Consider the following 23,472-nt stretch of genomic DNA (forward strand, 5'->3'; position numbering starts at 1 on the left):
CACTGACGAGCGGCGCCGGGCTTCAGGGCGCGGTGGCCGGGTCCGCCGCCTCCTTGGGCACGTCCGGCCGGCGGAACCAGGTGCCCTGCACGGCCCACTGCACGAGCATCAGGATCACGCCCAGCAGCAGCGCGCCGATGCCGATGACCGTCACGCCGCCGGTCTTGCCGAAGATCGGCAGGTCGATCGAGGTCGAGCCGTAGTCCGGGTCGGCGTACACGTCGAAGGCGCCGTAGCAGAAGAAGTACAGCAGCATCAGGCCACCCAGCAGCGGGGCGACGCCCTTGAGGACGAAGTCCTTGACGCTGCGGGTCAGCACCTTGCGGTAGTACCAGACGCAGGCGAAGCCGGTCAGGCCGTAGTAGAAGGCGATGCCGAGGCCGACCGAGGCGATCGAGTCGGCGAGGACGTTGCCGCTGATCGCGGTGAGCATCACGTAGAAGGCGATCGAGGCGAGGCCCATGCCGATGGTCGACCAGGTCGGGGTGAGGTGGCGGGGGTGCACCCGGCCGAAGTGCGAGGGCAGAGCCTTGTGGGCCGCCATCGAGAAGCTGGTGCGTGCGGTCGGCAGGATGGTCGTCTGGGTGGACGCTGCCGACGAGGTCAGCACCATGAAGATCATCAGTTTGCTGAGGAACCCACCGAAGCCGCTGGTGCCGAACACGGCGTCACCGAGCCCCGACAGCACGTCCCCCGAGTTGTCCTCGTTGCCGAGCCCGATGCCCTCCGTGCCGACGCCCGCGAAGGCCATCGCCGCGGTCGACACCAGGGCGTAGATGAGCAGCAGCAGGACGGTCGAGATGACGGCGGCCCGGCCCGGCGTGCGGGCGGCGTCCGCCGTCTCCTCGTTGACCGACACCGCGGTGTCCCAGCCCCAGTAGATGAAGACCGCGGAGAGGATGCCCGCCGTGAACGCCGTCGACGAGGACACCTCGAACGGGTTGAACCAGGAGGCGTCCACCGTGATGGCCGTGGACGGCGGGTTCGAGCCGTACACCTTGACCAGCGCCGTCACCGACAGCAGCACCAGCATCACGACCTCGATCGCCAGCAGCCACCGCTGCAGCGCCGCGGACAGCTCGATGCCGATGTAGCAGATCCAGGTCATGACGACGATCCAGACGACGCCGGCGACGGTCGTCCAGGTCGTCGAGTTCGCCAGTGAGTCCAGGCCGAACAGCTGGAAGCCGTACACGCCGGCGATCTGCGCCAGGTTCGCCATCACGATGATGTCGGCGACGATGATGCCCCAGCCGCCCATCCAGCCCGTTCGTGGGCCGAACGCCCGTGCCGCCCAGGTGAACGTCGTCCCGCAGTCCGGGTCGGAGGCGTTCAACTCCTTGTAGGAGAAGGCGATCAGCAGCATCGGGATGAACGCCAGGATGGTGATGATCGGCGCCTGCAGGCCGACCCCGACGACGAGGATGCCCAGCGTCGCCGCCAGGCTGTAGGCGGGGGCCGTGGAGGCCAGGCCGATGGCGACGGACGACACGAGGCCGAGCGCGCCGGTCTTCAGACCCTTCTCGCCGGCACCCGAGCCGGTCGAACGGGGTGCGGTGGAAGGAGTCTGACTGCCGGGAGGCATCGACACCGGACCCACCCCCTCTCTCCAGCCCGGAGGCTGTGACGGGGCCGCAAGGGCTCATACTCGCACCATCGTACGCCGGTACGTGCCACCCCACTCGGCATCCGCACCACCTGTGACCTGCGCAGACGTCAAGTTCACCCAGTGGGCCCAGCCCCCGTGGTGCCCTGCCGGGCCTCGGCGCGCAGCCGGGCGGGGGCCACCAGGAGGAAGGCGTCGAGCACCAGGTCCTCGACCTGCCGCCAGTCGACCTCGACGTCCAGGTACACCCCGATCCAGCCGCGGCCGCCCACGTACGGCGGGCGGAAGTACCGGTCCGGATCGGCCGCCACCAGGTGCTCCTGCACCCCGGCGGCGCCCCCCGCCCAGAAGGCCGTGCGGTCGTCGTGGTGCCGGTCCGAGGTCATGGCGAACATCGGCCGGCCCGCGAACCAGGCCGCCTCCCCGTGGCTCGGCCGCTCCTCGGCGCCGGGCAGCGCCAGGCACAGCCCGCGCAGCCGCTCCAACGCCGCCCGCAGCACCGCCCTGTCCCGGCCCGCAGTCTCGTCCCGGCCCGCAGCCCCGTCCGCCGCCTCCCCCTCGCGCGCCGTCTCAGTCACGGCCGCGCGGCTCGCCGCGGTACGTGCCGAAGTACCAGCGGTTGCCCTCCGGGTCGCGGGCGGCGAAGTCCCGCGAGCCGTAGTCCGTCTCGTGCAGGGCGTCCACGATCTCGGCGCCCGCGGCGACCGCCCGCGCGTGCACCGCGTCCGGGTCAGCCGTCACCACGTACGCCCCGAAGCTGCCCGGCGGGGTCGGACCGCTGCCCTGCGCACCGTCGACGCCGCCAGGGTCCTCGCGGACCGAGCCCAGCATCACCCCGCCGCCCTCCGGCCAGCTCAGCTGCGCGTGGTGCACCACGGAGCCCTCCCCGTACACCACCGTCTCCTCGAAGCCGAACGCCTCCACCAGGAAGGCGATCAGCTTGCGGGCGTCGTGCGACCGCAGCGTCGGCCACACCTGCGGTGCGGGCGTCCCGTCCGGGACCTGTGCCGTACCCATCACTCCACCTCCGTGCCGCGTCGGCCGGTGCCGGTCGCACCCGGGGCCGCCGCGCACCCCGTGCCGTCACACCCCAGCCTGTACCGCGGCCGGCACCCCGGCTTGGACGAATCGGAACTCCTCCGCCAGCCACACGCTCGGCGCGACGCCGGCGAGCGCCCGGAACTCCCTGGCCAGGTGCGCCTGGTCGAAGTACCCGCACCGTGCCGCGAGTTCGGCCAGCCTGCCGCCGTCCGACGCGGCCATCCGGCGGGCCCGGTCGAAGCGCACCACCCGGGCCGCGGCCTTCGGCGACAGCCCCGTCTCCAGCCGGAACCGCGCCGCGAGGTGCCGCTCGCTCCAGCCGACCTCCGCCGCCAGCGCCGACACCGGCAGCCGCCCGCCGCTGCGCCGCAGCAGCGCCCACACTCGCCGCACCTCCGGCGCCGCCTCGCCGTACGGCTCCGCGAGGCGCGGCAGCAGTGCGTCCAGCACCGCGAACCGCTCCGGCCAGCCGGGTGCGGCGAGCAGCAGCTCCCGGACCTCCCCGGCGAGCGGGCCCAGCAGGTCCTCGGCGGGCAGGTCCAGACCCGCCAGCTCGCCCGCCGGCAGGCCCAGCAGCGGTCGCGCAGCCAGCGGGTCCAGCGCCACCTGGATACCGGACTGCCGCCCGGGGTGGGTGATCAGCGCGGGCGTGGTGTGCAGCCCGCCCAGCAGCGCCGTGTAGTCCTGCGGCCCGCGGCCGGGTTCGGGATGCACCGCCACCGTCAGCGGGTCGTCCAGCGTGAAGATCAGCGTCAGCCACGGCGAGGGCAGGCCCCGGTGTCGGCCCGGCGGCAGACCGGCCTGCCGGTACCCGGAGTACCAGGCCGCGTACCGCGCCATCGCCCCGGTCGGCCGCACCCGGGGACCTTCGTCCACCACCGCCTCGTCCACCCCGCCAGTATCGGCCCGCCGGGCGCCGCGCGGGGTAGCCGGGTGAGACCCGGGTCACATCCGGCGGGGTGGATGTCACACCCGGCCCCCTGTGCTGCTCTCGATCGGTGACCGCACACGGGAGGCACACCATGACCGGCACCGCAGCGACCGGCAGCACGGACGACGGCGACGGGACGACCCAGGACTTCGTCGACCACCGAGACCTGCTCTTCTCGATCGTCTACAGCATGCTCGGCACCGTCGCCGACACCGAGGACGTGCTGCAGGAGACCTGGCTCGCCTGGTCCGGCCGCGGCACCGCGCTGATCGACAACACCCGCGCCTACCTGGTGCGGATCGCCGTCAACAAGGCACTCGCCCGCCGCGCCGCGGTCACCCGCCGCCGCGAGACCTACTTCGGCCCCTGGCTGCCCGAACCGCTCGTCGCCCCCGCCAATGCCGAACCGCCCGCCGGCACCGCGGAGGAGGCCGAGCGGGCCGAATCCGTCTCGATGGCCCTGATGGTCGTCCTGGAGACGCTCTCACCGCTGGAACGGGCCGTCTTCGTGCTGCACGAGGTCTTCGGCTACCAGCACACCGAGATCGCCGACCTGCTCGGCCGCACCCCCGCCGCCGTCCGCCAGACCGCCCACCGCGCCCGCGAGCACGTGCACGCCCGGCGCCCCCGTTACCGCACCGACGCCGCGCTGCGCCGCCGCGTCACCGAGCGGTTCGCCGCGGCCGTCGGCGGCGGCGACCTGCACGCCCTGCTCGACCTGCTCGCCCCCGACGTCACCCTGTGGGCCGACGGCGGCGGTCGCGCCCCGGCCGCCGGGCGGCTGCCCGTGCACGGCCGCGACCAGGTCGCCCGGACGCTGATGGCCGGCGCGGCCCGGAACGCCGCCACCCTGCACGTCCGCTGGGCGCGCGCCAACGGCGACCCCTCGGCCGTCCTGTTCGCCGGTGAGGAGCCGTTCGCCGTGCTGGTCGTCGAGCCGACGGCCGACGGCGACCACGTCCGCGACATCTATTTCGTGACCAACCCCGAGAAGCTCACCCGCATCCCCTGAGGCCCAGGGCCCCACAGACCAGACCAGAACAGACCGGACCGGACCGGACCAGGGAGACCACCGTGAAGATCACCGTCGTCGCCGCCACCGGCGGCATCGGCCGCCACCTCCTCGACCAGGCGCTGGCCGCCGGCCACCAGGCCACCGTGCTCGTCCGCAACCCCGACCGGCTGACCCCCGAGCAACGGGCGTCCGACCGGATACGGGTCGTCACCACCGACCTCGCCGACCCCGACCCGGCCGCCGTGGAACGCGCCGTCGCCGGTGCCGACGCCGTGCTCTCCGGACTCGGCGCCCGCTCCAACGCCGAGGCGGGCGTCGCCGAGCGCGGCACCCGCGCCCTCGTCCGCGCGATGCGCAGCACCGGCACCCGGCGGATCGTCGTGGTCAGCGCCGCACCCGTCGGCACCGTGCCCTCGCCCGGCCGCCCCACCCCGCCCCGGTACGACCCCGGCGACGGCTTCCTGATGCGCCACCTCTTCGGACCCGCCGTCAAGGCCGCGCTCCGGCCGCACTACGCCGACCTCGCCCGGATGGAGGACGAACTGCGGGGCAGCGGACTGGACTGGACGGTCGTCCGCCCGCCCCGCCTGACCGACGGACCGGCCACGGGCACCTCCCGGACGGCCCTCGGGCAGAACGTGCGCGGCGGCTGGACCGTCCCGCGGGCCGAGGTCGCCCGGCGGATGCTGCGGCTGCTCGACGACCCGCAGACCGTTCGCGAGGTGATCGCGGTGGCCCGCTGAGCCGTCGCCGTCGCCGTCGCCGTCGCTGGCGCTGTCGCCGTCGGCACCCGCCTTCGGCGTGCTGCGTTCAGGCGGAGGCCGGCAGCCGGTCGGCCATGTGCCGGACGCTCTCGACGGGAGCCGCCGGGGCGGGCAGGACAGGCGTGCCGAAGACCGCCGCCTGCGCGGCCGCGGCCAGCTCGCGGCGGCCCGCCGCACCCGCCGGGACCGGCGCACGGAACTCGACCTCCGCCACCAGCCCGCGGGCGGCGATCACCCGGCGCAGCGAGGCGAGCAGCCCGTCCTCGCCGACGAACGCCGCGACGGTCGCCGTCCGCCCGTCCGTGAGCCGGTAGTGCAGCGCCATCGGCTGGACGGTCGCGCCGGCCCGCACGACCGCCTCGAACAGCGCCGGCCGGAACCGTCCGCCGCGCCGCCCGCACCAGGTGCTGCCCTCGGGGAAGACCGCCACCCGCTCGCCGCGGCGCAGCGCCGCCGCGATCCCGTCCACGGTGGCCGGCAGCGCGCGCAGCCGGTCCCGGTCGAGGAACAGGGTGCCCGCCCAGGCCGCCAGCGGGCCGAGCAGCGGCCAGGCCCGTACCTCCGTCTTCGCCAGCATCCGCGCCGGCCGGACGGCCGCCACCAGCAGGATGTCCAGCCACGACACGTGGTTGGCCACCACCAGCACACCGCCGTCCGTCCGCGGGGCCCGGCCCGCCCGCAGCTCCACGCCGAACGCGGCGAGCAGCAGCCGTGCCCAGCGCTGCACCAGCCTCTCGCGCAGCGCCGGCCCGCAGCAGCCGCGGACCACCGGTGCCAGCGCCACCCCGGCCAGCAGCAGACCCGTGCAGGACGCGGCGCGCAGCAGCTGCCGCCCCGGGCCGACCACCGGGTCGGGGGCGGCCACGCAGTCCTCCGGCGTGCAGGGCGCCGTCGGCAGCCAGGCGCTCACAAGGCGGGCCCGGCGGACAGGAAGTGCCGCAGGTAGCGCGGGTCGGTCCGCTCCAGCGACAGCAGCACGTACAGGTCGGCGACGCCGAAGTCCGCGTCGTGCGCGGGCTCCCCGCACACCCAGGCGCCCAGCCGCAGGTAGCCGCGGAGCAGCGGCGGGATCGCGGCGCGGGCCGGCCGGGCGACGCCCTCGTGGTCCCAGGGGCGCAGCGGCGACACCCGGTACTCCTCCGGGGCGAGGTGCTTGGCGAGGACGGCGTCCCGGACGCCCGCGGCCTCCGTGCCGCCGTCCGCCAGCGGAACGGAGCAGCAGCCCGCCACCCAGGTGTTGCCGGTCGTCGTCAGGTAGCGGGCGATGCCGCCCCACATCAGGTTGATGACGGCTCCGCTGCCCCGGTGGTCCGGGTGGATGCAGGACCGGCCGACCTCCACCAGGCCGTCCCGCAGCCCGGCCAGCCGGGACAGGTCGAACTCGGTGTCGGAGTACAGCCGGCCGGCCCGGCGCGCCGCCTCCGGGCGCAGCAGCCGGTAGGTGCCGACCACCTCGTTGGTGCCGTTCTCGCGGACCAGCAGGTGGTCGCAGTGGTCGTCGAAGGCGTCGACGTCCAGGCCGGGCAGCGGGCTGTCCAGGACGGCGCCCATCTCCTCGGCGAACACCCGGTGGCGCAGCCGCTGCGCGGCCCGCACGTCGCCCTCGTCCTGGGCCAGCGCGACGCTGTAGCCGACGGGCACGGGGGCCTGCGGGGTCCGGGCGGCGGCCTGGGGAGCGGCGGCCCGGTCGGGGACGGACGGTGTGAGGACGGGGGCGGTGGTCATCTCGGCTCTCCCTGCTCGTGGACGGGACTGGACGCACTGCGCTCCGGACCGGCCCTTGTCCCGTCACGCTCATGACGGGCGGGTCACCCGTATGTCTCCCGTGGCAGGTCGGCATCGAGGTGGCCGTCCGACAGAGCGCAGATGTGGACCGGCTGAACGCCTGGCGCGCCCTCGCACCGCCCGCCGCCGGGGCCCCCGGGAGCCCGTCCCGACCCGTCCGCCCTCGGGCCGGCCCGTCCACCCGACCCGTCCCCTCGGGCCGCACCCCCGCTCGCACGGGTGCACCACACCGGACGGGTCGGTCCCACCGGAACGGGTCGGCCCCGCCGGCCCGGGGCATCCCGACTTCGCGGTGCGGCGTGCTGGCCGCACCCGCCGGGGGTCGGCCACACTGGCCCGATCGGGACGGGCGGCCCCGCGGGCGGGGCCGGCCGTGCCCGCCGTCGACGACGAGGTCGAAGGGGTCGATGCTGTGCGTGGAGATCTTCGCCGGCGCAGGGCCGCGCTGGAGGACGAGTGGTCCCGCTGGGTGCCCCACCGGGCGGCCCGGCCGCAGCACGCCGCGGACGGCACCGGGGTGCGCCCCGAGGTCGCGGACTCCTGGCTCCGCTCGCTGACCACCGTCGACCCCGCCCGCACCGCCGCCCCGCCCTCCGACCCCGGCGCGCACGGCCCCGACTGGGCGCACTCCCCGCTCCGCGTCCCGGTCGACGCCGTCGCCGACGAACTCCGGGCCATCGCCGACGACGCGGGCTTCATCGCCGCCGTCACCGACGAGGCCGGCACCATCCTGTGGACCTGCGGCGGCCCGGTCATGCAGCGCAAGGCGGAACGGGTCAACTTCGCGCCCGGCGCGCGCTGGGACGAGCAGGCGATGGGCACCAACGCCCTGTCGCTCGCCCTGAGCACCGGCCGCGCCGCCACCGTCTTCTCCGCCGAGCACCTGGTCTCCGTCCTGCACGGCTGGGTCTGCTACTGCGCGCCGATCCGCCGCCCGGACGGCAGCATCGCCGGCACCCTCGACCTCTCCACCACCTGGGACCGCTCGCACCCGCTCGCGCTGTCCACCGTCCGCACCCTCGCCGCCGCCGTCGGTGCCGCCCTGCCCGCGACCCCCGGCACCACCGCCCGCCCCGAGGGACTGCGCCTCACCTGCCTCGGCCGTGAACAGGCCACCCGCGACGGCGTCCCGCTGCACCTGCCGCCGCGCCGCCTGGAGATCCTCACCCTGCTCGCCCTGGAGGCCGACGGATTCACCGCCGAACGGCTGCGCACCGCCGTCTACGGCGACCGGCCGGTCACCGCCACCACCGTCAAGGCCGAGATCTCCCACCTGCGCCGCGACCTCGGCGGCGCCGTCTCCGCCCGCCGCTACCGGCTCACCGCGCCCGTGCAGTGCGACGCGGCCGAGGTGCGCCGCGCCCTCGCCGCGGGCGACACCGCCACCGCCGTGCGGCTGTACACCGGCCCGCTGCTGCCGCACTCCGACGCACCCGCCGTCGTCGAGCACCGCACCTACCTGGAGGTCGCCGTCCGCGCCGCCGTCCTCGCCGCGGCCGACCCCGCGCCCGCCCTGCGGTACGGCGAACTCGCCCGGTACGACGCCGAGGTGCACGAACACGCGCTGCGGCTGCTCGCCCCCGGCGACGGGCGGCGCGCGGTGGCGCTCAGCCGGCTGCACGCCGCCCTGCGCGACTGACGACCGTTCCGGCCGGGGGCCGCCGGGCGGTGCCAACCTTTCACCAACCCGAAGGGGTGAGAGTGGCCACCGTCCACGGCGGCCGCCCCTGGGACGACGGCCGTCGGACGCCACCCGTACGCGTCTTCCGACGAGGAGAGCCGCCCATGGTCTACGCCCGGCCCGGAACCGAAGGCAGCATCGTCAGCTTCGCCCCCCGCTACGACAACTTCATCGGCGGCAAGTGGGTCGCCCCGGTGGAGGGCCGCTACTTCGACGACCCCTCGCCGATCACCGGGCAGACGTTCTGCCAGGTCGCCCGCTCCTCGGCGGCCGACGTCGAACTCGCCCTGGACGCCGCGCACAACGCCGCCGAGGCCTGGGGCCGCACCTCCGTCACCGAACGCGCCAACATCCTCAACCGGATCGCCGACCGGATCGAGCAGAACCTCGAGAAGCTCGCCGTCGCCGAGAGCTGGGAGAACGGCAAGCCCGTCCGGGAGACGCTCGCCGCCGACCTCCCGCTCGCCGTCGACCACTTCCGCTACTTCGCGGGCGTGGTGCGTGCCCAGGAGGGCGGCATCGCCGAGATCGACGCCGACACCGTGGCGTACCACTTCCACGAGCCGCTCGGCGTGGTCGGCCAGATCATCCCGTGGAACTTCCCGATCCTGATGGCCACCTGGAAGCTCGCCCCGGCGCTCGCGGCCGGCAACTGCGTCGTCCTCAAGCCGGCCGAGCAGACCCCGGTCTCCATCCTGCTGGTCGTCGAGCTGATCGCCGACCTGCTGCCGCCCGGCGTCCTCAACGTGGTCAACGGCTTCGGAGTGGAGGCCGGCAAGCCGCTCGCCTCCAGCCCCCGGGTCGCCAAGGTCGCCTTCACCGGCGAGACCACCACCGGCCGCCTGATCATGCAGTACGCCAGCGAGAACATCATCCCGGTCACCCTCGAACTCGGCGGCAAGAGCCCGAACATCTTCCTGCCGGACGTCATGGCCGCCGACGACGAGTACCTGGACAAGGCCGTCGAGGGCTTCGTGATGTTCGCCCTCAACCAGGGCGAGGTGTGCACCTGCCCGTCCCGCGCGCTCGTCCACGCCTCCATCTACGACGAGTTCATCGCCCGCTGCATCGCCCGCACCGAGGCGATCACCGCCGGCGACCCGCTCGACCCCGCGACCATGATCGGCGCCCAGGCCAGCAACGACCAGTACGAGAAGATCCTGTCCTACCTGGACATCGGCCGGCAGGAGGGCGCCGAGGTGCTCACCGGCGGCGGCGCCCGCACCGTCCCCGGCCTGGAGGGCGGTTACTACATCGAGCCGACGATCTTCCGAGGCCGCAACGACATGCGGATCTTCCAGGAGGAGATCTTCGGCCCGGTGGTCTCCGTCGCCACCTACGACACCGTCGAGGAGGCCCTGCACATCGCCAACGACACCCTCTACGGCCTCGGCGCCGGCGTCTGGACCCGCGACGGCAACACCGCCTACCGCCTCGGCCGGGCCATCAAGGCGGGCCGGGTGTGGACCAACTGCTACCACGCCTACCCGGCGCACGCGGCCTTCGGCGGCTACAAGAAGTCCGGCATCGGCCGCGAGACCCACAAGATGATGCTCGACCACTACCAGCAGACCAAGAACCTGCTGGTCAGCTACTCCGGCCGGAAGCTCGGCTTCTTCTGATGAAGCCGGCTCCCGCCAGGATCGAACTCACGGGCGCAGCCGAGGAGTTGCTGCGGACACTGGTGGTCGTGCACGGGCCGGTGATGTTCCACCAGTCCGGCGGCTGCTGCGACGGCAGCGCACCGATGTGCTACCCCCGCGGCGAGTTCCGGGTCGGCGCCTCGGACCTGCTGCTCGGCCGCGTCGCCGAGGACACCCCGTTCTGGATCAGCGCCGACCAGTACGCGTACTGGCGGCACACCCACCTCACCGTGGACGTCGTCCCCGGCCGCGGCAGCGGATTCTCCCTGGAGGCACCCGAAGGCGTCCGCTTCCTGCTCCGCTCCCGCCTCTTCACCGAGACCGAGGCCGAACTCCTCGCCGCCCAGGGGCCGCCCCCGACCGGCGCCGAGCACCAGCCCTAAGCGTTCGTTCGACGGCGGATCAGTGCGCGGCATCCAGCCGTGCCCGCTGGTCCGCCGTCAGCTCCAACCCCACGGCCGCCAGGCTCTCGTCCAGCTGCGCCACCGAGGACGCCCCCACCAGCGGGATCACCGGCACCTCGCCGCCGATCAGCCAGGCCAGCACCACCTGGTTCGCCGTCGCGCCGGTCTCCGCCGCGACCTCCCGCAGCACCGCCAGCCGCTTCGCCGTCCCCGCGTGGTCGAAACCCTCGCCCAGCGGCTTGTCCGACCGCACGTAACTCCCGCCCAACAGCGGCGAGTACGCCACCATGGCCAGCCCCGGCTCCGACCGCAGGTAGCTCAGCACCTCGCCGCCCGCCACCCCGACCGAACCGTCCGCGGACCGCAAAGTCGGCAGATCGGTGCGGTGCCGCAGATAACTGTGGTGGTACTGCAGCACCTCCCACCCCGGCAGCCCGGCCGCGGCCGCCAGCGCCCGGCCGCGCTCCACCCGCCACACCCAGTGGTTGCTCACCCCGAGCAGACCGACCGAGCCCTGTGCCGCCAGCGACCCGAACGCCTCGACCGTCTCGGCGAGTTCGGTCCGCGGGTCCTCGATGTGCGCGTACAGCAGGTCGATCCGGTCCGTGCCGAGCCGCTCCATGCTGCGCTCCGCCGACTCCCTGACCGTCTTCGCCGACAGGCCCTCGACGTCCAGGGTGAATCCCCGCGACGGCGCGTGCGGCCGGGCCCCGAGCTTGGTGGCGATCACCACCTCGTCACCGATCCCGCGGCTGCGCCGCCACCGGCCGAGCAGTGCCTCGCTCTCGCCACCCTGCGAACCCTCCACCCAGAACGCGTAGTTGTTCGAGGTGTCGACGAAGGTGCCGCCCGCCTCGACGAACCGGTCCAGCAGCGCGAACGAGGTCCGCTCGTCCACCGCCGTGCCGAACAGCATCGCGCCCAGGCTCAGCACGCTCACCTCGCGGCGGGTCGACGGGTCGGTGCCGATCGTGCGGTACTCCATCGCTGCTCCTCGGTTCTCGCCTGCCCCTTGTGGGAACGAACGGTTCGGAGTCTGGTGGTTGGAGTGCACGCGAAGTCAAGGCCGGCAGGCGGACGGTGGAGGGAACCCGCAGGTGCGCTACCGTCGTCCGACCCACCGGGCCGGCCGCCACCGCGGCCGCCCGACCCGCACCCGGACGGAAGGCAGGCCCGCAGCCGTGTCCCAGCACCACCCGCACCACGTGCAGCAGCAGAGCGGCCCGCCGCCGCGCCCCGGTCGGGCCTGGTGGTGGCTGCCCGAGCACGAGCGTCGCCGCCGCCGGGAGCAGCGCCGCGCCCGCGAGGAGTGGAAGCGCCGCAACAAGCGGACGAAGGGCGACAACGACTGCTGCGACGCCTGCGACTGCCTCGGCGAGATCGCCGACCCCTGCATGATCGCCCTGATCCCGATCATGTTCGCCTCGGTGCTCAAGGCCGCCGTCGGCCGCGGCCACGGCCGGAGTGCCGCCGACCCGGCCGCCCCCGTCCCCGCAGGGCCGCTCGCCGCCGGCCTCTACGACGCCGTCCGCTTCTACCGCACCCGGATCAGCCCCACCCGGGCGGCGTGCTGCCCCTACACCCCGTCCTGCTCCACCTACGCCGTCCAGGCACTGCACCGGCACGGGGCAGTGCGCGGCAGCCGCCTCACCGCCGGCCGCCTCCTGCGCTGCCGCCCGGGCACGCACGGCGGTCACGACCCCGTTCCCGGGCGCTGAGCCCCGCGGACCGGCAGGCTGGTCGGATGGTCACCGTCGACGACGTGCGCCGCCTGGCGCTCTCGCTGCCCCGGACGGAAGAGGCGCTCGTCCGCGACCGGGTCAAGTTCCGGGTCGGGAGGATCGTCTACCTCGCCTTCAACCGCGACGAGTCCGTCCTCGGCTTCGCCTTCCCCAAGGAGGAACGGGCCGCCCTGATCGCCTCCGCCCCGGACACCTTCCTGCCGCCCGACCCGCCCGACGAACGCTTCAACTGGGTCCAGGTCAGAACGGCGGCCATCGACACCGAAGAGATGCGTGAACTCGTCCTGGACGCCTGGCGCATGGTCGTCCCCCGCCGCGTCGCCGACGAACACCTCGGCGGGGGCGGCGCCGGTCGGTGACGTGGGCGCCCGGGCATCAAGGCCGTCGTCAGTGTGCGGCACAACCGAGCGCACCATCCCGACCAGCCCTTGGAGCGGCATGCCCGACATCGGCGCGGTGTCCGCTCGCCATCGGTGTCCGGCCTGTCACGGCCGTGACCACCGGCTGAGCCCACTCCGCGGAAAACCGAAGCCGCGACGCCGCGGTGGCCCTTCCTCCGCTTGAATGAAGGCCATGACGAGCGCCAGCGCATTCACCGAGGACGACCTGCGATCGCTGGCCGGACCGCGCTCCTTCGAACGCGGTCTGGGCTATCAGGACGCTGTCGAAGAGTTCGAGGTGTCGGGAGGCCGGTTCACGGCCACCGTCTACGGGAGCGATGCCTACGAGGTCGTCCTCAGGCTCGACGGGGAGCACGGTTTGTCAGGGGAGTGTGACTGCCCGTACGGCCTGGACGGCAACTTCTGCAAGCACTGCGTGGCGGTCGGTCTGGTCGTGCTGGGGCTCGGGGCGGAGCTGCCCCGCCTGCGCGCGGACTCCGAGAGCCTGGTCGGGAGCCTTGAATCCTGGCTGGAATCGCGTTCCCAGGAGGAGCTGCTGGCCCTGGTGCGTGAACTGATCGATGAGGACCGGGGCCTGCGTCGCCGTCTGGAGTTGCGTGCCGCGACGGTTCAGGCCGATCCCGTCCGGATCCGCGAGCGGATCGTGGGCCTTCTCGCCACCGGGCGCTTCAGCCGGTACGGGTACATCGAATACGCCGATGTCCAGGCCTACGCGAAGCAGGCCGGCGAGGCGGTAGCCGCGATCAGCGCGCTGATCGCGGCCGGCCAGGCGGCCCGGGCGGTCGACCTGGCGCGGGAGGCGATCCGCCTGCTCGGGCGGGTGTACGACGACATGGACGACTCGGACGGCGCCGTCGGCAGCGTCGCCGACGATCTCGGCGAGGTGCACCTTCGGGCGTGCCTGGCGGCATCGCCCGATCCGGTACGGACCGCCGAGTGGCTGGTACAGCACCTGCTGGGCGATCAGGGTCACCTGCCCGAGGTCGAGCTGGACGACTACCGGGAACTCCTCGGCCGGACAGGGCTCGTACGAGTCCGGCAGCTCGCGGAAGAGGCGTGGCGGCGCAATCCGTCCGGCTGGGCCGAGAAGCACCTGATGGAACATCTGATCAAGACGGAGGGGGACCTCGATGCGCTGATCGCCATGCGCTCTGCCGACCTGGCCCCCTCGGGCTGGACACACCTGCTGATCGCCCGGGAACTCGATGCGGCAGGCCGCGAGGCCGAGGCGCTGCAGTGGGCCGAGCGGGGCATCCGCGACACCGCGGGACGATCGCATGTCGACGACCGGCTCCTGGACTACCTCACCGGCCGCTACGCCTCGACGGGGCGCTTGGCCGAAGCGGCGGCGCTGCGCCACGAACGGTTCCGGGCCTCGCGCTCACTGGATGCCTACCGGAAGCTGCGGGAGGCGTCCAGCGCCGCCGGTACCTGGGACGGTGATCGCGCCGCCGCGCTGGACCTGCTGCGCGCGGACGCCGGCCAGCGCCCGGACGGCGGCTGGCACCGGAACGGCGGGTCCGTACTGATCGACGTTCTGATCGACGACGGAGACCTGGACGCCGCGTGGGAGGCCGCGCCGGGCCGGGCCGGTACCCGGCAGTGGCTGACCCTGGCCGACCATGTGCGGGACACCCGCCCGGCCGACGCTTTGATGGTGTACCTGCGCGCCATCGAGCCGCTCAGGCAGATCACCGGGGACGCCAACTACCAGGAGATCGCGAGACTGCTCCTCAAGGCCCGTGCCTGCCACCGGGTGCTGGGCACGGAGCCGGCCTTCGCGGACTATCTCACAGCCCTGCGTGCCGACCAGAAGCGCAAGCGCAACCTCCTGAAGGTCCTCGATCGGCACGGCCTGTGACACCCCGGCAGACCCTTTCCGCGTGGCGCCCGAGGGCGGACCACGACTTCTGGTTGCGGTCCGTCGATTCCCTGTGCGTGATGGGGCGGGGTGTCATCCGCGGATCAGCACCTGATCGGGAACGGCGGTGAGAAGCGGCGGCTCGCGGTCGCCCGCGTAGCCGAAGTGCAGGTCGTGCCGTGCGCGGGTGGCGAGGACGTAATAGGTCATCCGCAGGGCCGCGGACGACGACGGTGTCGAATCAGATGTCGGTGTCCTGCCATGTCCGATGGCGGCGGAAACAAAAAATCCCCGCGGAGCTCCTTGAGCTCCGCGGGGATCCGCTGGTGTCCGAGGGGGGACTTGAACCCCCACGCCCGATAAAGGGCACTAGCACCTCAAGCTAGCGCGTCTGCCATTCCGCCACCCGGACGGGGTGTGTTGCCTCGGGGTTTCCGTTTCCTTCGCCCCCTGGCGACAGAGAGAACATTACCAGGCCGCGGGAGTGCTTCTCACCTGCGTTTCTGCCGCTCAGGGGCGGAGAGTGCAGAGCGAATCGGGCATATAGGCATGGATCGCCTTCAAAGGGGCATCGGCGGCCGTCGACCCGGAGGGGCTCACTCGGGTCGCCGCGCTCCTCCTCCCGGGCATCGGCATCTCCGGCCCGTGGGCGGGCAGCGAGCGGCAGGCACACCCGCCGGCCAGGTGCAGCTGCGCGGCGTCCTCGGCTCCGTGATCGGGCCGGCGGCGCCGGCTGGCCGGCCGGGCCGCCCGCACCCCGCGCCGGGCCGCCGCTGCGCGCCGCCCCCGTGTTCGGAGGTCCGGCCTGGTCAGCATCGGTGCGGGCCGCAGGCCGGTGCCCGGCGGCCGACCGGCGGCCGGGCGGCGGCAGTGGGGGAGTCGTGCGGCGGTGAACCGGCGCCGCCGGCGGTGCGGGCGGTCCGGTCGCGGGGCGGGGTCGTACCGGAGCGTACGCGGCGGCCGCCGGGCGCCCCGGCGGATGCCCCGGCGGGCGTGGAGAGCCCGGTGTCCGCCCGTGCTGATCTGGGAAAACCTCCCACGGTGTGACCGATCCGCTGGTACAACGAATCGTGACCGGGCCGAAGTGGTCCGATCGCGTTCGCATGTGGTCTGAACAGTTCACCCGCCGCCAGTTTCCAGTCCCTGGGCCAGTGGCCGACGGGTGCTCTCCTAGCCTCTGTGGACCAAGGGAGCCTTGAGCGGAACGCCCGATTCCCGAAAGGCCGCCGGCCCGCGCCGCCGTGCGTACGGCTCGCGGCAGAGCCTCCCGTCATGATGCGAAGGGTGGCTTGACGTGGAACAGATCAGCGGGGCGGCCTCGAGCACTTCGACGGACCCCGGCTCCCCGGACGGGGCCGCGGCCAGACGGCCGGGCGTCGGCCCGGAACCGGGCGCCTGGCGGTTCGTCGCCGATGCGCAGGAGGCCGCCGTCCCGCAGACCCGCCACGCGGTCCGTGACCGCCTCCTCGCCCAGGGCATGGCCGGCGAGCGCTACCAGGAGCTGATCGACGACCTGCTGCTGATCGTCTCCGAGCTGGTGAGCAACGCGGTGACGCACGCCGCCGTCGTCTCGCCCCGCCTCAGCACCGAGCTCGCCATCGGCGAGGGCTGGGTGCGCATCGCGGTGGAGGACCTCCACCCGTACCGGCCGAAGGCGCTGGAGAGCGACCTGGGCAACCTCGGCGGCCGCGGCCTGCTGCTGGTGAAGAGCGTGACCCTGCAGGCGGGCGGCACCTGCGACGTGGAGCGCACCGAGGGCGGGGGCAAGGTCATCTGGGCCTCGCTGCCGCTGCCGGCCCCGCGTGCGGCGGAGCCGGACGGCCACCTCTGGTGACGTGCGGCAGGCCCGGAGCGGTGGAGACCCGCCCGCGTCGGCAGCAGGGCCGCCCGAGCCCGCTGCGGGAGGACTACCAGCCGCGTCCGGTGATCTCCCGGATGCCCGGCCGCGCGGCCTCGAAGACCGTCCGGAACCAGGCGGAGAACGGCTTCTCCGCCTCCAGCTCCTTCAGCTCCTCCTCGGTGACGAAGCGGGTCTCGGCGATCTCGTCCGGGTCCGGCGCGAGGTCGGCGGTGACCAGGCCGACGAAGAGGTGGTTCCACTCGCGCTCGATCAGGCCGGAGGCCTCGTCCGGCAGGTCGTAGCGGACGGTGCCGGCCTCGCAGAGCAGGGCGGGGGCGATGCCGAGCTCCTCCGCCGTGCGGCGGGCGGCCGCGACGAAGGGCTGCTCGCCCGGGTAGGGGTGGCCGCAGCAGGTGTTCGACCACACGCCGGGGGAGTGGTACTTGCCGAGGGCGCGGCGCTGGAGCAGCAGCCGGCCCTGCTGGTCGAAGAGGAAGACCGAGAACGCGCGGTGCAGCCGGCCCGGCTGCTGGTGGGCGGAGAGCTTCTCCGCGGTGCCGATGGTGAAGCCGTCGTCGTCGACCAGTTCCAGCAGGATCTCGGTGGCGGGCTGCGCGGCACCGCCGGCGCCCGCACCGGGGCCTCTGTCGAGATCCGTGTCGATCTCCGGGAGGAGGTGCGTCCGGCTGGTCGACGAGATGTCGGACATGGGGTCCCCTTCGCAAGTGGCGTCGGGCCCCAAGTCTGCCGCATGCTCCGGGGTTCGACGGCCGCGACGCACGTGGGGCCCGGGAAGGGGCGAATGACCGGACGATGTGTTCGCACCCTGACCGAATTCGTTGCGCCGCCTTCACCTTGTGTCCGTTCGAAGGTCGTACGTACGCCCGATGTCCGTCCCTCCACGGCTTGAATGCCGGGCTCACCGTCCGGAATGATGACCCGCACGACCGGGCGGTCGAAACGGCCGCCGACCGCGGTGCCGCGCCGCCCGCCCGCACTGCCGGGTACCCGCGCGCGGCGCCCCGTGGGGCCGGGGATGCCCCGTTTCGGGGGCAAACGGGCCGTCCGGTAGCCTCAACCGGTGCGCCGGGCCCCGCAGGGCGGCGCCGCCACCACACCCCGTCCCACCGCTCGCCGTTGCGGCCGGAACCCCGTCCGTACCGTCGAACGTTCGCACCGTCAGGGAGTGAGTCCCGCTGTCCACTGTGATCGTGACCGGCTCCGAGCCGTCGGCCGTCCCGGGAGTCGGCGACCCGCTCCCGCTCAGCACCACCGGTGGGTACGGGACGGCCGCCACCGCCACCGTGACCACGGTGCCCATCCCGGCCCAGGCCGACCGCAGCCCCGACCGCGCCGCTCCCGCCGACCCGGCCACCGACCGGGCCGCCGGCCGCACCGCCGTCACCGCCCCCGGTCCGCTCGCCGCCGACCTCGCGGCGATCGGCTTCGGCCGGATCCTGCACGCCCGGGACGCCGTCGAACTCGCCGACCTGCTCGCGGCCGCCGACCCGGCCGAGCGGATCGCCGTCATAGACGCCGGCTTCGTCGGCCACCGGCACGCCCTGCGCCTGGCCCTCACCGACCCCCGCTTCCCGGCCGGCGCCGTCCCCGGCGCCGTCGCGGTCAACGGCAGCGCGGCTCGCGAGGCCCTGGACGCCGCCGCCCACGGCCTCACCGGCCACGAGCCGAACCTCCCGGACGCCCTGGCCGGCGCCGTCCAGCGCGGCGGCATCCCCGTCCAGCGCCCGGAGCTCGGCACCCTGGTCGCGACCGTCCCCGCCACCGCCGACGAGCTGGCCGCCGCCCGCGCCGCCGTCGCCGAGGTCGACGAGGAGGCGGTGCGGCTGCGCCGCGCGGTGAAGGCCCGCGACGGCTTCTTCACCACCTACTGCGTCAGCCCGTACTCGCGCTACATCGCCCGCTGGTGCGCCCGCCGCGGCCTCACCCCGAACCAGGTCACCACGGCCTCACTGGTCACCGCGCTCGCCGCGGCCGCCAGCGCCGCCACCGCGACCCGGCCCGGGTTCGTCGCCGCCGGCCTGCTGCTGATCCTCTCCTTCGTGCTGGACTGCACCGACGGGCAGCTCGCCCGCTACTCGCTGCAGTACTCCACGGTCGGCGCCTGGCTGGACGCCACCTTCGACCGGGCCAAGGAGTACTCCTTCTACGCGGGCCTCGCGATCGCGGCCACCCGCACCGGCGACCACGTGTGGGCGCTCGCCCTGGCCGCGATGGTGCTGATGACCTTCCGGCACAGCGTCGACTTCGCCTTCATGGCCGCCGACCAGGAGACCGCCCGCAACCCCGCCACCGCCGGCAGCAAGGCGCAGGCGGCGAACTCCAGCCCCACCGCCCAGCTCTCCAACCGGCTCGACCGGGTCGGCTGGACGGTCTGGGCCCGCCGCATCGTCGTGCTGCCGATCGGCGAGCGCTGGGCCCTGATAGCCCTGCTCACCGCCGTCACCACCCCCCGCACCACGCTCACCGTGCTGCTGATCGGCTGCGCCCTGGCCTGCTGCTACACCACCGCGGGCCGGGTGCTGCGCTCGATCAACCGGCGCCGTCCGCGCGCCGACCAGGCCGCCCGCGAGGTCGCCGTCCTCGCCGACGGCGGACCGCTCGCCGAGCTGCTCGCCCCGCTGCTGCGCCCCGTCGCCCGCCGGCTGCCGGGCCTCGCCGTCCCGGTGGTCGCCGCGCTCGCCTCGGCCGGCCTGCCCGTCGCCGTTTATTCGCTCGGCGGCACCTGGGCCTCGGTCGGCGCCGCCGCCGGCTACGTGCTGCTCAGCTCGCTCGTCCTGGCCAGGAAGCTGAACGGCGCCCTGGACTGGCTGGCCCCCGCGTTCTTCCGCGCCGGCGAGTACCTGACCGTCCTCGCGCTCGCGCTGCGCCTGGACACCGCCTCCCTCCCGGCCGCGTTCGGGCTGGTCGCGGCCGTCGCCTACCATCACTACGACACGGTGTACCGCCTCCGCGGCGGCACCGGCGCGCCGGCCCGCTGGCTGGTTCGCGCGACCGGCGGCCAGGAGGGACGGGCCCTGCTCGTCACCCTCTTCGCCGCTCTCGTGTACGGCGGCGCCCCCACCGGGGCGGTCGGGCACGAGGGGCCCGGAGCTGCCGCCCTGCAGGGCGGTCTGGTGGCCCTGGCCGCCGTCCTGGCCCTGGTCGTCGTCGCCGAGTCCATCCACTTCTGGGTGTTCGGCGACGCCACGGCAGAACACGACGAATCAGGAGACACCGCATGATCGGCCTCGTCCTGGCCGCCGGCGCAGGCCGCCGGCTCCGCCCGTACACCGACACCCTGCCCAAGGCGCTGGTGCCGGTCGACGGGGACCGGACCGTCCTGGACCTCACCCTCGGCAACTTCGCCGAGGTGGGGCTGCGCGAGGCCGCCGTCGTGGTCGGCTACCGCAAGGAGGCCGTGTACGACCGCAAGGACGCGCTGGAGCAGAAGTACGGCGTCAAGCTCACCCTGGTCGAGAACGACAAGGCCGAGGAGTGGAACAACGCCTACTCCCTGTGGTGCGCCCGCGAGCTGTTCGGCGAGGGCCTGCTGCTCGCCAACGGCGACACCGTGCACCCGGCGTCCGTCCAGCGCACCATGCTCGACGGCAACGACCGGATGGCCAAGGAGGGCAGCGCCCCCGGCATCCTGCTCGCCCTGGACACCGTGAAGAAGCTCGCCGACGAGGAGATGAAGGTCGTCGTCGACCCCGCCCTCGGCATGCGCCGCATCACCAAGCTGATGGACCCGGCCGAGGCGACCGGCGAGTACATCGGCGTCACGATCATCAACCCGTCCGCCAAGGACGCCCTCGCCGACGCCCTGCAGGCCACCTTCGAGCGCGACCCGCAGCTCTACTACGAGGACGGCTACCAGGAGATGGTGAACCGCGGCCTGCGGATCGACGTGCAGCCGATCGGCGAGGTCTCCTGGGTCGAGGTGGACAACCACGACGACCTGGCCCGCGCGCGGGAGATCGCGTGCCAGTACTGACCCGGCTGCTGCCCTCGCCGGTCTTCGTGGAGATCCGCGCGGGCGCCCTCGACGCGCTCGGCGGGATCCTCGCGGACCAGCGGCTGTCCGCCTCCGGGCGGATAGCGGTGGCGATCAGCAACGGCTCCGGCGCGGTGCTCCGGGAGCGGCTCGAACCGCTGCTCCCGGGCGCCGCCTGGTTCGAGGTCGCCGACGGCACCCTCGACGCGGCCGTCCGGCTCGCCGACGAGATGCGCGGCGGCCACTTCGACGCGCTGGTCGGCCTCGGCGGCGGCAAGATCATCGACGCCGCGAAGTACGCCGCGGCCCGGGTCGGCCTGCCGATCGTCGCGGTGGCCACCAACCTCGCGCACGACGGCATCTGCTCACCGGTCTCGATCCTCGACAACGACGCCGGGCGCGGCTCCTACGGCGTGCCCAGCCCGATCGGGATCGTCGTCGACCTCGACGTCATCCGCAGGGCGCCGCAGCGCTTCGTCGCGGCCGGCATCGGCGACGTCATCTCCAACATCTCGGCCTGCGCCGACTGGGAGCTGTCGAACCGGGTCACCGGCGAGCCGGTCGACGGCCTGGCCGTCGCGATGGCCCGCTCGGCCGGCGAGAACCTGCTGCGCCACCCCGGCGGCCTGGAGGACGAGGACCTCCTGATGGCCCTGTCGGAAGCCCTGGTACTGTCCGGCATCGCGATGAACATCGCGGGCAGCACCCGGCCCTCGTCGGGCGCCTGCCACGAGATCTCGCACGCCCTGGACGTGCTGTACCCCAAGCGGTCCGCCCAGCACGGCGAGCAGGTCGGCCTCGGCGCCGCCTTCGCCAGCCACCTGCGGGGCGAGCACGAGCTGACCGGTCTGATCGTGGAGCGCCTGGCGAGCCACGGACTGCCGGTGACCGCGGACCGGATCGGCTTCACCGAGGCGGAGTTCACCGAGGCGGTGCACTACGCCCCGAACACCCGCCCGGGCCGCTTCACCATCCTGGAACACCTCGACCTCTCCCCATCGGACATCAGGGACGCGTACGCCGACTATGTCAAAGCAGTCCACCGCTGACTCCCCCTCGGCCGCCCCGGTCGACCTGACCCGCCGCCCCTCCATCGAGGAGCTGCGGGCCGTCATCCACCCCGAGGGGATGCTGCAGCGCCGCAGCGCCGAGCACTGGGCCGGCCGGCTCTACATGCGGAAGATCTCGCTGCGGATCACCCGCGTCCTCAGCACCGTCACGGTGATCACGCCCAACGGGCTGACCTACCTGATGATGTTCACCGGCATCCTGGCCGGCGCCGCCCTGGTGATCCCGGGCATCACCGGCGCCGTCCTGGGCGCCCTGCTGATCCAGGTCTACCTGCTGCTCGACTGCGTGGACGGCGAGGTCGCCCGCTGGCGCCGGCAGACCTCGCTGACCGGTGTCTACCTGGACCGCGTCGGCCACTACATGTCCGAGGCCGCGCTGCTCACCGGCCTCGGCCTGCGGGCCGCCGACCTGTTCCACCAGGACGGCACCGCCACCGCCTGGCAGTGGGCCTTCCTCGGCACCCTCGCCGCGCTCGGCGCGATCCTGATCAAGTCGGAGACCGACCTGGTCGACGTGGCCCGCGCCCGCAGCGGCATGACCGCCGTCGAGGACAGCGCCTCGGTGCCGCGTTCCTCCGGCGTCGCCAAGGCCCGCCGGGCCGCCTCGCTGCTGAAGTTCCACCGCCTGATCGGCGCGGTCGAGGCCTCGCTGTTCATCCTCGCCGCGGGCATCGCGGACCAGGTGCACGGCGGCATCTTCTTCACCCGCCTGGCCGTGGTGGTGCTCGCCGCGATCGCCATGCTGCAGACCGTGCTGCACCTGCTGAGCATCGTCCTGTCGAGCAGGCTGCGATGAGCGACGCCCTGCGGCTCGGAGCCGTCATCATCACCCAGGGCAACCGCCCGGCGGAGCTGAACGCCCTGATCGAGTCCGTCCGGGCCCAGGACGGCCCGCCGGTCGAGCTGGCCGTGGTCGCCAACGGCGCCCCGCTGCCGCCGCTGCCCGCGGACGTCCGCACCGCCGAGTCGCCGGAGAACCTCGGCATCCCCGGCGGCCGCAACGTCGGCATCGAGCTGTTCGGCCCGGACGGCCGGGACGTCGACGTGGTGCTCTTCCTCGACGACGACGGCCTGCTGCCGGGCCGCGACTCCGCGGAGCTGCTGCGCCGGGCCTTCGCGGAGGACCCGCGGCTCGGCATCGTCTCCTTCCGGATCGCGGACCCGGACACCGGCGTCACCCAGCGCCGGCACGTCCCCCGGCTGCGCGCCAGCGACCCGCTGCGCTCCTCCCGGGTGACGACCTTCCTGGGCGGCGCCAGCGCCGTCCGCACGGCGGTCTTCCCCCAGGCCGGACAGCTCCCCGGCGAGTTCTTCTACGCGCACGAGGAGACCGACCTGGCCTGGCGCGCGCAGGACGCCGGCTGGGCCATCGACTACCGGGCCGACGTGGTGCTGCACCATCCCACCACCTCGCCGGCCCGGCACGCCTCGTACTTCCACAACGTGGCCCGCAACCGCGTGTGGCTGGCCCGGCGGAACCTTCCGGTCCCGCTGGTGCCTCTCTACTTGGGAACCTGGTTCCTGCTCACCCTGGCCCGCCGCCCGTCCGGTGACGCGCTCAAGGCCTGGCTGGGCGGATTCCGGGCCGGCTGGACGGAACCCTGCGGTCCGCGACGGCCGATGCGATGGCGTACTGTATGGCGACTGACCCGCCTGGGCCGACCGCCGATCATCTGATCGCTGCCACCGGCAAG

22 protein-coding genes and 1 tRNA gene are annotated in these 23,472 nt (G+C 73.8%); 14 read left to right on the forward strand and 9 right to left on the reverse strand.

Annotated features, from left to right (window positions below; all coding sequences use genetic code 11):
* Positions 1 to 22 precede the first annotated feature (22 nt).
* From ABD353_RS02680 to ABD353_RS02695, 4 genes are all read right to left on the reverse strand, one after another.
* Positions 23 to 1,585 carry an APC family permease gene (locus ABD353_RS02680; RefSeq protein ID WP_344621878.1) on the reverse strand — a complete coding sequence of 521 codons (1,563 nt, stop codon included), beginning with the start codon at positions 1,583 to 1,585 and terminating at the stop codon, positions 23 to 25.
* Between the two features lie 137 nt (positions 1,586 to 1,722).
* Complete coding sequence (locus ABD353_RS02685; protein WP_344621793.1) at positions 1,723 to 2,184, reverse strand: MmcQ/YjbR family DNA-binding protein; 462 nt, start codon at positions 2,182 to 2,184, stop codon at positions 1,723 to 1,725.
* A complete protein-coding gene (locus ABD353_RS02690; protein WP_344621794.1) occupies positions 2,177 to 2,623 on the reverse strand; it encodes a VOC family protein in 447 nt (148 codons plus the stop codon). The genes ABD353_RS02685 and ABD353_RS02690 overlap by 8 nt, the downstream gene beginning before the upstream one ends.
* Before the next feature lie 66 nt (positions 2,624 to 2,689).
* Positions 2,690 to 3,538 carry a helix-turn-helix domain-containing protein gene (locus tag ABD353_RS02695; RefSeq protein ID WP_344621795.1) on the reverse strand — a complete coding sequence of 283 codons (849 nt, stop codon included), beginning with the start codon at positions 3,536 to 3,538 and terminating at the stop codon, positions 2,690 to 2,692.
* 131 nt (positions 3,539 to 3,669) lie between these two features.
* Between ABD353_RS02695 and sigJ the strand changes: the two genes are divergently transcribed.
* Both sigJ and ABD353_RS02705 read left to right on the forward strand, forming a co-directional pair.
* The gene (gene sigJ, locus ABD353_RS02700; RefSeq protein ID WP_344621796.1) at positions 3,670 to 4,590 is read left to right on the forward strand and encodes an RNA polymerase sigma factor SigJ; all 921 of its coding nucleotides are present in this window, start codon (positions 3,670 to 3,672) and stop codon (positions 4,588 to 4,590) included.
* A gap of 62 nt (positions 4,591 to 4,652) precedes the next feature.
* Positions 4,653 to 5,336: an NAD(P)-dependent oxidoreductase gene (locus ABD353_RS02705; protein WP_344621797.1), complete on the forward strand. Its 684-nt coding sequence runs from the start codon at positions 4,653 to 4,655 to the stop codon at positions 5,334 to 5,336.
* Between the two features lie 67 nt (positions 5,337 to 5,403).
* On the opposite strand, the gene ABD353_RS02710 is transcribed toward ABD353_RS02705, so the two are convergent.
* Both ABD353_RS02710 and ABD353_RS02715 read right to left on the reverse strand, forming a co-directional pair.
* Positions 5,404 to 6,222: a lysophospholipid acyltransferase family protein gene (locus ABD353_RS02710; protein ID WP_344621798.1), complete on the reverse strand. Its 819-nt coding sequence runs from the start codon at positions 6,220 to 6,222 to the stop codon at positions 5,404 to 5,406.
* A gap of 41 nt (positions 6,223 to 6,263) precedes the next feature.
* On the reverse strand, positions 6,264 to 7,082 hold the full coding sequence (locus tag ABD353_RS02715; RefSeq protein ID WP_344621799.1) for a GNAT family N-acetyltransferase: 819 nt from the start codon (positions 7,080 to 7,082) through the stop codon (positions 6,264 to 6,266).
* Positions 7,083 to 7,554: 472 nt separating this feature from the next.
* Between ABD353_RS02715 and ABD353_RS02720 the strand changes: the two genes are divergently transcribed.
* The 3 genes from ABD353_RS02720 to ABD353_RS02730 all read left to right on the forward strand — a co-directional run bounded on the left by ABD353_RS02720 (position 7,555) and on the right by ABD353_RS02730 (position 10,849).
* Entirely contained in the window at positions 7,555 to 8,781 is a 1,227-nt protein-coding gene (locus ABD353_RS02720) for an AfsR/SARP family transcriptional regulator (RefSeq protein ID WP_344621800.1), read from the forward strand.
* 146 nt (positions 8,782 to 8,927) lie between these two features.
* Positions 8,928 to 10,445 carry an aldehyde dehydrogenase gene (gene adh, locus ABD353_RS02725; RefSeq protein WP_344621801.1) on the forward strand — a complete coding sequence of 506 codons (1,518 nt, stop codon included), beginning with the start codon at positions 8,928 to 8,930 and terminating at the stop codon, positions 10,443 to 10,445.
* Positions 10,445 to 10,849, forward strand: coding sequence for a DUF779 domain-containing protein (locus tag ABD353_RS02730; protein ID WP_344621802.1), 405 nt, complete (start codon positions 10,445 to 10,447; stop codon positions 10,847 to 10,849). Before adh ends, ABD353_RS02730 begins: the two co-directional genes overlap by 1 nt.
* Before the next feature lie 19 nt (positions 10,850 to 10,868).
* Here ABD353_RS02730 and ABD353_RS02735 read toward each other — a convergent pair whose 3' ends face one another.
* Positions 10,869 to 11,855 (reverse strand): aldo/keto reductase, encoded by a 987-nt coding sequence (locus ABD353_RS02735; protein WP_344621803.1) that lies wholly within the window; start codon positions 11,853 to 11,855, stop codon positions 10,869 to 10,871.
* A gap of 196 nt (positions 11,856 to 12,051) precedes the next feature.
* Between ABD353_RS02735 and yidD the strand changes: the two genes are divergently transcribed.
* The 3 genes from yidD (at position 12,052) to ABD353_RS02750 (ending at position 14,874) form a co-directional block, all read left to right on the forward strand.
* Complete coding sequence (yidD, locus tag ABD353_RS02740) at positions 12,052 to 12,588, forward strand: membrane protein insertion efficiency factor YidD (RefSeq protein ID WP_344621804.1); 537 nt, start codon at positions 12,052 to 12,054, stop codon at positions 12,586 to 12,588.
* 26 nt (positions 12,589 to 12,614) lie between these two features.
* Positions 12,615 to 12,971 carry an MmcQ/YjbR family DNA-binding protein gene (locus tag ABD353_RS02745; protein WP_344621805.1) on the forward strand — a complete coding sequence of 119 codons (357 nt, stop codon included), beginning with the start codon at positions 12,615 to 12,617 and terminating at the stop codon, positions 12,969 to 12,971.
* Between the two features lie 214 nt (positions 12,972 to 13,185).
* Positions 13,186 to 14,874 carry an SWIM zinc finger family protein gene (locus tag ABD353_RS02750; protein ID WP_344621806.1) on the forward strand — a complete coding sequence of 563 codons (1,689 nt, stop codon included), beginning with the start codon at positions 13,186 to 13,188 and terminating at the stop codon, positions 14,872 to 14,874.
* A 324-nt stretch (positions 14,875 to 15,198) separates the two neighbouring features.
* Here ABD353_RS02750 and ABD353_RS02755 read toward each other — a convergent pair.
* Positions 15,199 to 15,286, reverse strand: a tRNA-Leu gene (locus tag ABD353_RS02755).
* Between the two features lie 882 nt (positions 15,287 to 16,168).
* Between ABD353_RS02755 and ABD353_RS02760 the strand changes: the two genes are divergently transcribed.
* On the forward strand, positions 16,169 to 16,708 hold the full coding sequence (locus tag ABD353_RS02760; RefSeq protein ID WP_344621807.1) for an ATP-binding protein: 540 nt from the start codon (positions 16,169 to 16,171) through the stop codon (positions 16,706 to 16,708).
* 73 nt (positions 16,709 to 16,781) lie between these two features.
* Here ABD353_RS02760 and idi read toward each other — a convergent pair whose 3' ends face one another.
* Complete coding sequence (gene idi, locus ABD353_RS02765) at positions 16,782 to 17,423, reverse strand: isopentenyl-diphosphate Delta-isomerase (protein WP_344621808.1); 642 nt, start codon at positions 17,421 to 17,423, stop codon at positions 16,782 to 16,784.
* Between the two features lie 745 nt (positions 17,424 to 18,168).
* Between idi and ABD353_RS02770 the strand changes: the two genes are divergently transcribed.
* From ABD353_RS02770 to ABD353_RS02790, 5 genes are all read left to right on the forward strand, one after another.
* Positions 18,169 to 19,956 (forward strand): DUF5941 domain-containing protein, encoded by a 1,788-nt coding sequence (locus ABD353_RS02770; RefSeq protein WP_425555062.1) that lies wholly within the window; start codon positions 18,169 to 18,171, stop codon positions 19,954 to 19,956.
* Positions 19,953 to 20,708, forward strand: coding sequence for a phosphocholine cytidylyltransferase family protein (locus ABD353_RS02775; RefSeq protein WP_344621809.1), 756 nt, complete (start codon positions 19,953 to 19,955; stop codon positions 20,706 to 20,708). The genes ABD353_RS02770 and ABD353_RS02775 overlap by 4 nt, the downstream gene beginning before the upstream one ends.
* On the forward strand, positions 20,696 to 21,757 hold the full coding sequence (locus tag ABD353_RS02780) for an iron-containing alcohol dehydrogenase family protein (protein WP_344621810.1): 1,062 nt from the start codon (positions 20,696 to 20,698) through the stop codon (positions 21,755 to 21,757). The genes ABD353_RS02775 and ABD353_RS02780 overlap by 13 nt, the downstream gene beginning before the upstream one ends.
* 79 nt (positions 21,758 to 21,836) lie before the next feature.
* Positions 21,837 to 22,574: a CDP-alcohol phosphatidyltransferase family protein gene (locus ABD353_RS02785; protein WP_344621880.1), complete on the forward strand. Its 738-nt coding sequence runs from the start codon at positions 21,837 to 21,839 to the stop codon at positions 22,572 to 22,574.
* Positions 22,571 to 23,455 (forward strand): glycosyltransferase family 2 protein, encoded by an 885-nt coding sequence (locus tag ABD353_RS02790; protein WP_344621811.1) that lies wholly within the window; start codon positions 22,571 to 22,573, stop codon positions 23,453 to 23,455. Before ABD353_RS02785 ends, ABD353_RS02790 begins: the two co-directional genes overlap by 4 nt.
* Positions 23,456 to 23,472 lie beyond the last annotated feature (17 nt).

Origin of the sequence: Kitasatospora arboriphila, from assembly GCF_039528095.1 — a bacterium.
Lineage (GTDB): Bacteria > Actinomycetota > Actinomycetes > Streptomycetales > Streptomycetaceae > Kitasatospora > Kitasatospora arboriphila.

Excerpts from the sequence above, each read along its gene's own strand:
- ABD353_RS02680 (WP_344621878.1), bottom strand. The coding sequence starts at position 1,585 with ATGCCTCCCGGCAGTCAGACTCCTTCCACCGCACCCCGTTCGACCGGC.
- ABD353_RS02690 (WP_344621794.1), bottom strand. The coding sequence starts at position 2,623 with ATGGGTACGGCACAGGTCCCGGACGGGACGCCCGCACCGCAGGTGTGG.
- sigJ (WP_344621796.1), top strand. The coding sequence starts at position 3,670 with ATGACCGGCACCGCAGCGACCGGCAGCACGGACGACGGCGACGGGACG.
- ABD353_RS02715 (WP_344621799.1), bottom strand. The coding sequence starts at position 7,082 with ATGACCACCGCCCCCGTCCTCACACCGTCCGTCCCCGACCGGGCCGCC.
- adh (WP_344621801.1), top strand. The coding sequence starts at position 8,928 with ATGGTCTACGCCCGGCCCGGAACCGAAGGCAGCATCGTCAGCTTCGCC.
- ABD353_RS02730 (WP_344621802.1), top strand. The coding sequence starts at position 10,445 with ATGAAGCCGGCTCCCGCCAGGATCGAACTCACGGGCGCAGCCGAGGAG.
- ABD353_RS02735 (WP_344621803.1), bottom strand. The coding sequence starts at position 11,855 with ATGGAGTACCGCACGATCGGCACCGACCCGTCGACCCGCCGCGAGGTG.
- ABD353_RS02745 (WP_344621805.1), top strand. The coding sequence starts at position 12,615 with ATGGTCACCGTCGACGACGTGCGCCGCCTGGCGCTCTCGCTGCCCCGG.
- ABD353_RS02750 (WP_344621806.1), top strand. The coding sequence starts at position 13,186 with ATGACGAGCGCCAGCGCATTCACCGAGGACGACCTGCGATCGCTGGCC.
- idi (WP_344621808.1), bottom strand. The coding sequence starts at position 17,423 with ATGTCCGACATCTCGTCGACCAGCCGGACGCACCTCCTCCCGGAGATC.
- ABD353_RS02775 (WP_344621809.1), top strand. The coding sequence starts at position 19,953 with ATGATCGGCCTCGTCCTGGCCGCCGGCGCAGGCCGCCGGCTCCGCCCG.
- ABD353_RS02785 (WP_344621880.1), top strand. The coding sequence starts at position 21,837 with ATGCTGCAGCGCCGCAGCGCCGAGCACTGGGCCGGCCGGCTCTACATG.
- ABD353_RS02790 (WP_344621811.1), top strand. The coding sequence starts at position 22,571 with ATGAGCGACGCCCTGCGGCTCGGAGCCGTCATCATCACCCAGGGCAAC.